The 9,336-nt window shown below is 47.5% G+C and carries 5 protein-coding genes and 3 pseudogenes; 6 read left to right on the top strand and 2 right to left on the bottom strand.

Going from position 1 to position 9,336, the window contains the following annotated elements:
* Positions 1-664: 664 nt before the first annotated feature.
* Positions 665-1,669: a glycosyltransferase gene (locus NG833_RS25695; protein ID WP_254568121.1), complete on the top strand. Its 1,005-nt coding sequence runs from the start codon at positions 665-667 to the stop codon at positions 1,667-1,669.
* A gap of 246 nt (positions 1,670-1,915) precedes the next feature.
* On the opposite strand, the gene NG833_RS25690 is transcribed toward NG833_RS25695, so the two are convergent.
* Entirely contained in the window at positions 1,916-2,524 is a 609-nt protein-coding gene (locus tag NG833_RS25690; protein WP_254568120.1) for a DUF3318 domain-containing protein, read from the bottom strand.
* Positions 2,525-2,715: 191 nt separating this feature from the next.
* On the opposite strand from NG833_RS25690, the gene NG833_RS25685 reads away from it, so the two are divergent.
* From NG833_RS25685 to NG833_RS25670, 4 genes and pseudogenes are all read left to right on the top strand, one after another.
* A complete protein-coding gene (locus NG833_RS25685) occupies positions 2,716-3,009 on the top strand; it encodes a hypothetical protein (protein WP_254568119.1) in 294 nt (97 codons plus the stop codon).
* 686 nt (positions 3,010-3,695) lie between these two features.
* Positions 3,696-3,914 carry a hypothetical protein gene (locus NG833_RS25680; protein ID WP_254568118.1) on the top strand — a complete coding sequence of 73 codons (219 nt, stop codon included), beginning with the start codon at positions 3,696-3,698 and terminating at the stop codon, positions 3,912-3,914.
* Positions 3,915-4,315: 401 nt separating this feature from the next.
* Positions 4,316-4,405: a DUF4347 domain-containing protein gene (locus NG833_RS25675; protein WP_254568117.1), complete on the top strand. Its 90-nt coding sequence runs from the start codon at positions 4,316-4,318 to the stop codon at positions 4,403-4,405.
* Positions 4,406-4,414: 9 nt separating this feature from the next.
* Positions 4,415-8,794 (top strand): annotated as a pseudogene (locus NG833_RS25670) (Ig-like domain-containing protein); the annotation flags it as partial.
* Between the two features lie 40 nt (positions 8,795-8,834).
* Here NG833_RS25670 and NG833_RS31075 read toward each other — a convergent pair.
* Positions 8,835-8,948: pseudogene (locus NG833_RS31075) on the bottom strand (hypothetical protein); the annotation flags it as partial.
* 134 nt (positions 8,949-9,082) lie between these two features.
* Here NG833_RS31075 and NG833_RS31070 point away from each other — a divergent pair.
* Positions 9,083-9,336: pseudogene (locus NG833_RS31070) on the top strand (hypothetical protein); the annotation flags it as partial.

Genomic DNA, 9,336 nt, shown 5'->3' with positions numbered 1-9,336 from the left:
AAGGGGATTCCAACAAATAAATCATCCTTGCTTTGATGCGATCGCACCTAACAAGGCTCTTTTAGCCCGCGCAGGCACCGCTTTGTCCGTGTAGCCCCAGGCTTGAGCCTGCGGGTTTTTTGAAGGTTTTATTTTTTGGATTTCCCTAAGTGGAAAATTCACTTGTCAAAATTTTACCGAATATTGACTACAGTATCGCTCCAGTCTGATAGGGGGACACCCAATCATCCTGACAATGGATCCAAGATTGATAATCTTGTCATGAGAGCCAGAAAGCTGGCTTTCTCTCGGTCAAATTCAGTTAGACTAGCGATATTCCCCGGACAAAACATCGAGGATTTGCCTAGATGGGCTGCTTTTACGGCAGTGGGTTGTGAAAAACCCAGTTTCTAACCTTTACTGTATCGTCGTCCGAGGGCAAAGTAGCCAGACTCCACTGGAGGGTAAAATTTTGATCGGGGTAGACTGGGGGCGATTTTCCTCAAACATGACATCATAAAATGGAGATAAAATTTACAGACCCTTTCAAAAACCCAAGCAAGGCGTCATAATAGATACTTTATCCTTGGGGTTCGATATTCCTGTAATCCAGATTGATTCGACTTGCTCATCGGTTTTACCCCGAAGGGAAAATCCCACTATTGAGTTTGATTATTACAGATAAATGGAAATTTCACCCGCTTTGCATCCTTCCCACATCGAACCGGCGCTTTCCCCCCTAGATGTATCCGTCGTTGTTCCTATTCACAACGAGGTGGAAAGTCTGCCGCACTTGATCGGTGCGATCGCCCAAGCCCTCAGTGACGCCCAACTTAATTATGAACTGATCTGCGTGGATGATGGCTCCACCGATGGCTCCACCGAAGTCCTCAGACAAGAAGCAAAAACGCGAAATGACCTAGTAGCAGTGATTTTGCGCCGCAACTATGGTCAAACTGCGGCAATGGCAGCGGGATTTAAGTCGGCGCGATCGCCGATTATTGTCACCTTGGATGGGGATTTGCAAAATGACCCCGCTGATATTCCTGAACTGGTGATCAAATTAAATGAGGGATATGATCTCGTCAGTGGTTGGCGTCAAAAGCGTCAAGATGCGGCCCTCACTCGCTTGCTTCCTTCTAAAATTGCTAATGCCATGATTGCCAAAGTAACCGGGGTCAAATTGCACGATTACGGCTGTTCTTTGAAAGCATACCGCAAGGAAATTGTGGCGGATATGAATCTCTACGGAGAGTTGCATCGGTTTTTACCCGCCTTAGCATTTATTGAAGGGGCCAGAATTGTCGAAATTCCAGTCCGCCATCATGCGCGTCGCTATGGTCAAAGCAAATATGGATTAGGCCGAACGATTCGGGTCTTGATGGATTTGTTGACAGTTTTTTTTATGAAGAAATTTCTCACCCGTCCTATGCACGTTTTTGGAGGGTTTGGGATTATTTCTATGGTCTTGGGGTTTGGATTAGGATTGTATTTAACCATTCTCAAACTCGGATTTGGGGCAAGTATTGGAGACCGCCCCTTATTGATTTTGGCCGTGGTCCTGTTTTTGGCTGGAGTGCAATTGTTTAGTTTTGGCCTCTTAGCTGAATTATTGATGCGAACCTATCACGAATCTCAGCAACGACCGATTTATCGGATTCGTGAAGTGATTGAACCTGCGCCACGATAACAGATTGCTCAACAAAAGGGACAAGAAACCGGGTTTCTGGCTTAAACTTTTGGTGAATTGCTAGAGGGGTGGTGAAGAAACCCGGTTTCTAATTTTTACCTGGTTTTATAACCTCTGGTGGTTTTATAACCTCTGCCAGGACAAGAAACCGGGTTTCTGGCTTAAACTTTTGCCTCTTAACTGAAAGTGAATCAAGAAACCCGGTTTCTGACTCTCTATTTTCATCGTTTCTCCTGCATCTTTCCCCTATTCCCGAATCCCCTCGTCGGGAATGCCGACGGCGGAAAGTCCAGCGATCGCCCGTAAGTTTTGGACGCGAATCAGTTCCATAAAATCTAACCCGGGTCTGCCTTCTAGGGTAGCGACGGTTTCGATCGCACTCAACAGATGTCTAGCGGCCTCAGATTCGTTATAACCTCTTCTCAGGGCAATTTGAATCGCCGATTGATCCGCCTCGATTTCGCGATCGCTGCGGTGAGTGCTTCGCCAAATTTGAGCGCCTGCAAGGGCCGTTAACCCCCCAGCGGTGACGACTCCCACCGCATCTCCTTGGACCAATTCAACCACAGTGCCCAATAATCCAGCAATCACAACCCCTTGATATAAGTCCGGTTTAAACCATTTCACTCCCAATAACCAGCTAACGGTTCTCAGGAGTAACAAGTCTCTTTGGGGTCTGGATAATTTGCGCCAGAAGTCAAAGTTAATATAAATTGGTCGTTCCCTCGCCCAAGGCAGGGGAAAGGAACTCGCGATCGCCGTGGATTGTTGCGGTTTATTGACGATTTTGCACAGCATCCGACCCGATGCAGGCATCAAGTCTAATAAGCGGTAGATTTCGGGTGATGGATCCATGATAGGCAGATTCCGGTTGAGAGTGGGGATAGTTTAGAGTTTGGGGGAACTCGCAAAGAAACGCCCAGAGCGTCCTACAATAGAATACGATAGTGCGATTCGTTCCTCCTTTGGAGTGGGTGGGGAAAAACCAGCCCTTCGAGGGAATATTAGGGCACCTATCGGCCATCTTAATGAGTGAAGTTTAAGACATGGAAGCTTTTGAGCCAATTCCACCGGAATGGACAACGAAGGCAGTTCACGCTCACGAGTTCTACTGCCCTTCCTGCCATGGGACCTCTATGCAGGCGCAGCGGGTTTGGATTAATCGGCGATCGCCGGTTTATACGGAAAACCACCGTCGCAAGTGGCAGGAGTTTTACGAGTGTGGGAACTGTGGTTGTGTTTGGTGGGCCTGGAGTAGCGATCGCCCCCCTTCTGAGTTTGGCGATCGCCAAGTCCCGCCCCGAGATGATTTCCCCTCGTCTCTGGATGATTTATTCTAACCCTTGACAAAAGTCAGGCATTATGCTTATAGCTAACCCAGGGAAAAATAGCGAAGCGATTTACCACCGAGGGGATTGTTCTAGCAATTTTTGGGCTGCCACCCGATCCAACCCTGGGGAGAAAAAATACCCCTGTCCATAATCGCAGTGCAAGGACCCAAATTGGGTCGTCCTAAATATGTAATGATGCTCATAAATTGCTGATAGAAATTCAGCGGTTTTGTAAAAAACACAAATAAAAACAATAACCTTTCAATAAACTAGACTTATTGAAATTATTTGAAATAAAAATATTTTTTTCTACCGAAGGTAAAATGTTAAATTAGGGCCAAGAATTTTAGAGGAATTAAGACCTGAAAAATTCGATAAATTCTCAACCCACCAAGAAATTTATGGACCTTGAAGACCCTAAACCACTCTGTCCTAAATGTGGTTCTCATAACATCCGTAAAAAGGGTCATATTCATAATTGCAAGCAAAATTATCAACGTTCATACATATTGTGGGCGACAGTTTCTTGAGATAACCCCCAAAAAATATAGGGAGCATCTCAATTTTGCCTAAAAGGGGAATTTACACGTCTTGCTCCCCCTTCCCTCGTAGGGAAGGGGGCTGGGGGGTTAGGTCTCTTTGCCAAATTGAGATAACCCCCAAAAAATATATTTCTAATTTCCTACAAAATCTGGTTGATAAACTCTGACTTGAAAAAATACCTTTGGCTGGTATATGTAGAGTCCTTGGAGTTTGCTGGAACTTGGCTTCAAGAATATGTGAACGCCAAGTATGCCAAGGTTCTTAGAGAACTTAACCTATCAGCTAAAGCCCCAGAAAACGCCAGTAATGTGATGAACTTTAGTCTGATGTTCAAAAAAAAGAAAATCAACAATGGGTTTGCCTTGCTCTAAATTTAAACACCCGAGAAATTGTTGGATGTTACGAACGGAGATCGCAGTCAAAAATCAGAATGAAAGTTATGGGATTCCTGACCGCCTGTTGATCGCCAATGTGCTGTTTGTTATACCGATTTTAGGCAAGCCTACGAATGTGTATTGCCTAAAAAACGGCATAAAGCTGTGAGCAAAAATAGCGGAAAACCCAGCCATATTGATGAACGATTTAATAATACGTTAAGGCAGCGAATTTCGCGGCAAGGCTTGAAAAACTTTATCTTTATTTTAAAAAATTAGAAAATTATATTGGAGCCTTATGGTGTTTTATTCACTATGTATAAAGAATCATTACATATTTAGGACTACCCTACAGGGGGATGATAAACTTATTCTATAAAAATATCAGGCAATCTACCGTGAACAATCAAATCATTTTCGTAGACTCCACCGTACAAGACTATCAAAGCCTAATTAACAAAGCCGATGCCGCTCAAATTTTCATTTAAAATGAAAATTTGAGCGGCATCGACCAAATTACCAACGCCCTAGCCAATCAAAAAGACATTTCAGCCCTACATATCCTATCCCACGGCAGCGAAGGCAGCCTCAACCTCAGCACCGAAGCCCTCAATAGCAATAACCTAGATAAATTCAGCCCCCAAATCAAACAATGGGGAAAAGCCCTCACCCAAAATGCCGACATCCTATTATATGGATGCGAAGTCGCCAAAGGAGAAACCGGCCAAAACTTCCTCAAACGACTCAGTGAAATCACCGAAGCCAACATCGCCGCCTCAGCCACCCCCACAGGTAGCGCCGAATTAGGGGGAGACTGGAAACTAGAAGTCCAAACAGGCTCCATCAAAGCCACAATCCCCTTTAACGCCAAAGCCCTCAACACCTACATCGGCATACTTGGTTTAGCCCCTAAAGTAGACTTCACCACTGGCACTCAGCCCATCTCCGTCAGCATCGGCGACTTCAACGGGGACGGCAAAGCCGACTTAGCAGTGGTGAACTTCGCCAGCGCCTCCACCTCCATCCTGCTCAACACCACCGCCACAGGAGCCTCCACCCCCACCTTCGCCCCTAAAGTAGACTTCACAACTGGCATTGGCCCCCGCTTCGCCAGCATCGGCGACATCAACGGTGACGGCAAACCCGACTTAGCAGTGACGAACCAACCCAGCACCACCACCTCCATCCTGCTCAACACCACCACCATGGGAGCCGCCACCCCCACCTTCGCCCCTAAAGTAGACTTCGCCACTGGCATTAACCCCTACTCCATCAGCATCGGCGACATCAACGGGGACGGCAAATCGGACTTAGCAGTGACGAACCTCTCCAGCAACACCGCCTCCATCCTGCTCAACACCACCACCACGGGAGCCGCCACCCCCACCTTAAACCCTAAAGTAGACTTTGCCACGGGCTCTACCCCCCTCTCCGTCAGCATCGGCGACATCAACGGGGACGGCAAACCCGACTTAGCTGTGGCGAACTTCAACAGCGCCAGCGCCTCCATCTTCCTTAACACCACCACCACGGGAGCCGCCACCCCCACCTTCGACCCTAAAGTAGACTTCGCCACTGGCACTCGCCCCATCTCCGTCAGCATCGGCGACATCAACGGGGACGGCAAACCGGACTTAGCTGTGGCAAACAACAACAGCAACACCGTTTCCATCTTCCTTAACACCACCGCCACGGGAGCCACCACCCCCACCTTCGCCCCTAAAGTAGACTTCGCCACTGGCAATAACCCCATCTCCGTCAGCATCGACGACTTCAACGGGGACGGCAAACCGGACTTAGCTGTGGCGAACTTCAACAGCAACACCGCCTCCATCTTCCTCAACACCACCGCCACGGGAGCCACCACCCCCACCTTCGCCCCTAAAGTAGACTTCGCCACTGGCGATCGCCCCCGCGACGTCAGCATCGGCGACTTCAACGGGGACGGTTTACAGGACTTAGCAGTGGCGAACCGCTACAGCAACAGCGCCTCCATCTTACTCAACACCAACGCTAAAGTAACTGCTGTCACCGCTAACACCACTAACGGTAGCTACGGTGTCGGTGCTACTATAAATATCACCGTCATCTTTGATGCGGCTGTGGATGTCACCGGCACACCTCAACTGCAACTAGAAACTGGCACCACTGACCAATTTGCAAATTATACTGGTGGTACCGGCACTACGACCCTCACCTTCGACTATGTGGTGCAAGCTGGAGACTCCTCTATTGATTTAGAATATCTCTCCACAACGGCTCTCACTCTCAACGGCGGCACAATTCAAGATAAGTTGGCTGTGAATGCCGATTTAACTCTCCCCACCTTAGCCACACTTAACTCCCTCGGCGGTAGTAAAGCCATAGTTGTTGATACCGTTGCACCTACAGTTGCTTTAACATCCCCAGCCGCCGCCACAGTCAACGCACCCTTTACCGTTACTGCTACCTTCAGTGAAGATGTCATCGGCTTTGATGCTACTGATATTACGGTTGGCAATGCTACTGTAGGTAACTTTGTCACAGTTGATGCCAAAACCTACACCTTTGATGTGACTCCGACTGCGGATGGGAGTGTGACTGTTGATTTACTTGCAGCTAAGGCTACGGATACTGCGGGGAATAATAATACGGCGGCTACTCAGTTAACTCGCACTGCTGATGTCACTGTACCCACAGTTACTTTAACATCCCCAGCCGCCGCCACAGTCAACGCACCCTTTACCGTCACCGCTACCTTCAGTGAAGATGTCACCGGCTTTGATGCTACTGATATTACGGTTGGCAATGCTACTGTGGGTAACTTCGTCACAGTTGATGCTAAAACCTACACCTTTGATGTGACTCCGACTGCGGATGGGAGTGTGACTGTTGATATTGCCGCTGCCACATCTACAGATAGTGCCAGTAACAATAATACTGCTGCAACTCAATTAACTCGCACTGCTGATACTGTTGCACCCACAGTTGCTTTAACATCCCCAGCCGCCGCCACAGTTAATAGTTTATTTACCGTCACCGCCACCTTCAGTGAAGATGTCACCGGCTTTGATGCTACTGATATTACGGTTGGCAATGCTAATGTCGGTAACTTCACCACAGTTGATGCTAAAACTTACACCTTTGATGTGACTCCGACTGCGGATGGGAGTGTGACTGTTGATATTGCCGCTGCTACATCTACAGATAGTGCCAGTAACAATAATACTGCTGCAACTCAATTAACTCGCACTGCTGATACTGTTGCACCCACAGTTGCTTTAACATCCCCAGCCGCCGCCACAGTTAATAGTTTATTTACCGTTACTGCTACCTTCAGTGAAGATGTCACGGGTTTTGATACTACTGATATTACTGTTGCCAATGCTACTGTGGGTAACTTCGTCACAGTTGATGCCAAAACTTACACCTTTGATGTGACTCCGACTGCTGACGGGAGTGTGACTGTTGATATTGCCGCTGCTAAATCTACAGATACTGCGGGTAATAATAATACGGCTGCAACTCAGTTAACTCGCACTGCTGATGTCACTGTACCCACAGTTGCTTTAACATCCCCAGCCGCCGCCACCGTTAATAGTTTATTTACCGTTACCGCTACCTTCAGTGAAGATGTCACCGGCTTTGATGCTACTGATATTACTGTTGGCAATGCTACTGTCGGTAACTTCGTCACAGTTGATGCTAAAACTTACACCTTTGATGTGACTCCGACTGCTGACGGGAATGTGACTGTTGATATTGCCGCTGCTACAGCTACAGATACTGTGGGTAATAATAATAATACTGCTGCAACTCAATTAACTCGCACTGCTGATACTGTTGCACCCACAGTTGCTTTAACATCCCCAGCCGCCGCCACCGTTAATAGTTTATTTACCGTTACTGCTACCTTCAGTGAAGATGTCACCGGCTTTGATGCTACTGATATTACTGTTGGCAATGCTACTGTCGGTAACTTCACCACAGTTGATGCTAAAACCTACACCTTTGATGTGACTCCGACTGCGGATGGGAGTGTGACTGTTGATATTGCAGCTGCTACATCTACAGATAGTGCCAGCAACAATAATACTGCTGCAACTCAATTAACTCGCACTGCTGATACTGTTGCACCGACGGTTGCTTTAACATCAACTTCAGCCGCCACCGTTAATAGTTTATTTACCGTTACTGCTACCTTCAGTGAAGATGTCACTGGCTTTGATGCTACTGATATTACGGTTGGCAATGCTACTATCGGTAACTTCGTCACAGTTGATGCTAAAACTTACACCTTTGATGTGACTCCGACTGCTGATGGGAGTGTGACTGTTGATATTGCCGCTGCTACATCTACAGATAGTGCCAGTAACAATAATACTGCTGCAACTCAGTTAACTCGCACTGCTGATGTCACTGCACCGACAGCACCGACTATTGCTACTACTGGCACAACTAACGATAATACTCCCACGATTACGGGAACTGCTGAAGCTAATAGTACGGTAAATATTTTACAAGGTACAACTTCTCTGGGTACGACTACGGCTGATGCGACTGGGAATTGGACTTTTACACCGACAACTGCTTTAACTGATGCTACTTACTCTTTAACTGCGACTGCTACGGATGCGGCGGGAAATGTTTCGGCTGCTTCAACTGCCAGTAGTTTAACCATTGATGCTACTGCACCAGCAGCACCCATTATCACCACCACTGGCACAACCGATGATAACACCCCGGAAATTACAGGAACCGCCGAAGCCAACAGTACCGTTAATATCTTGCAAGATGGCACCAATATCGGTACAGCCACCGCTGATGCGAGTGGAAACTGGACATTTACGCCAGAAGAAGCCATAGCAGATGGCACTTACAACTTGACGGCCACGGCAACAGATGAGGCCGGAAATGTTTCGGCTGCTTCTACCCAAGTTACCTTAACCGTAGATACCAGCAGCGAAGAGCCTTCTGTAGAAGAGCCTTCTGTAGAAGAGCCTTCTGTAGAAGAGCCTTCTGTAGAAGAGCCTTCTGTAGAAGAGCCTCCTGTAGAACAGCCTCCTGTAGAACAGCCTCCTGTAGAACAGCCTCAGAGCAGTCCTTTGATTATCAAAATCTTTGGACCGATCGGACCGGCTTATTTCAATCAGTTCCTAGCCAATAATCCAGTCAGCACTCCCCTAGTGGATGCTGCATCCATTTTGGCTGATGTTCCAGACCTTTCCAACTTCTCCATTTCCATTCCCACTCTACCCACGTTGGAGATTACGCTCAACAGTACAACCGGAAACCCCGTGGTGATTGGCACTCCGGAACCGGATTCCATCATCGGAACCAACGAGGCTGATTTTATCCAAGGATTAGGTAGTAACGACCAAATCTTTGGTTTGGATGGTAATGATATTCTCCACGGCAACCAAGGTGATGATTTCATTGA

The sequence above is a fragment of the Oscillatoria sp. HE19RPO genome (assembly GCF_024220515.1).
Classification (GTDB): Bacteria; Cyanobacteriota; Cyanobacteriia; order Cyanobacteriales; family Laspinemataceae; genus Laspinema.
This window is presented reverse-complemented; position numbering and strand designations above follow the sequence as displayed.

Bases quoted from the DNA above. Each gene is read 5' to 3' on its own strand.
- NG833_RS25695 (WP_254568121.1), top strand. From the start codon at position 665: ATGGAAATTTCACCCGCTTTGCATCCTTCCCACATCGAACCGGCGCTT.
- NG833_RS25690 (WP_254568120.1), bottom strand. From the start codon at position 2,524: ATGGATCCATCACCCGAAATCTACCGCTTATTAGACTTGATGCCTGCA.
- NG833_RS25685 (WP_254568119.1), top strand. From the start codon at position 2,716: ATGGAAGCTTTTGAGCCAATTCCACCGGAATGGACAACGAAGGCAGTT.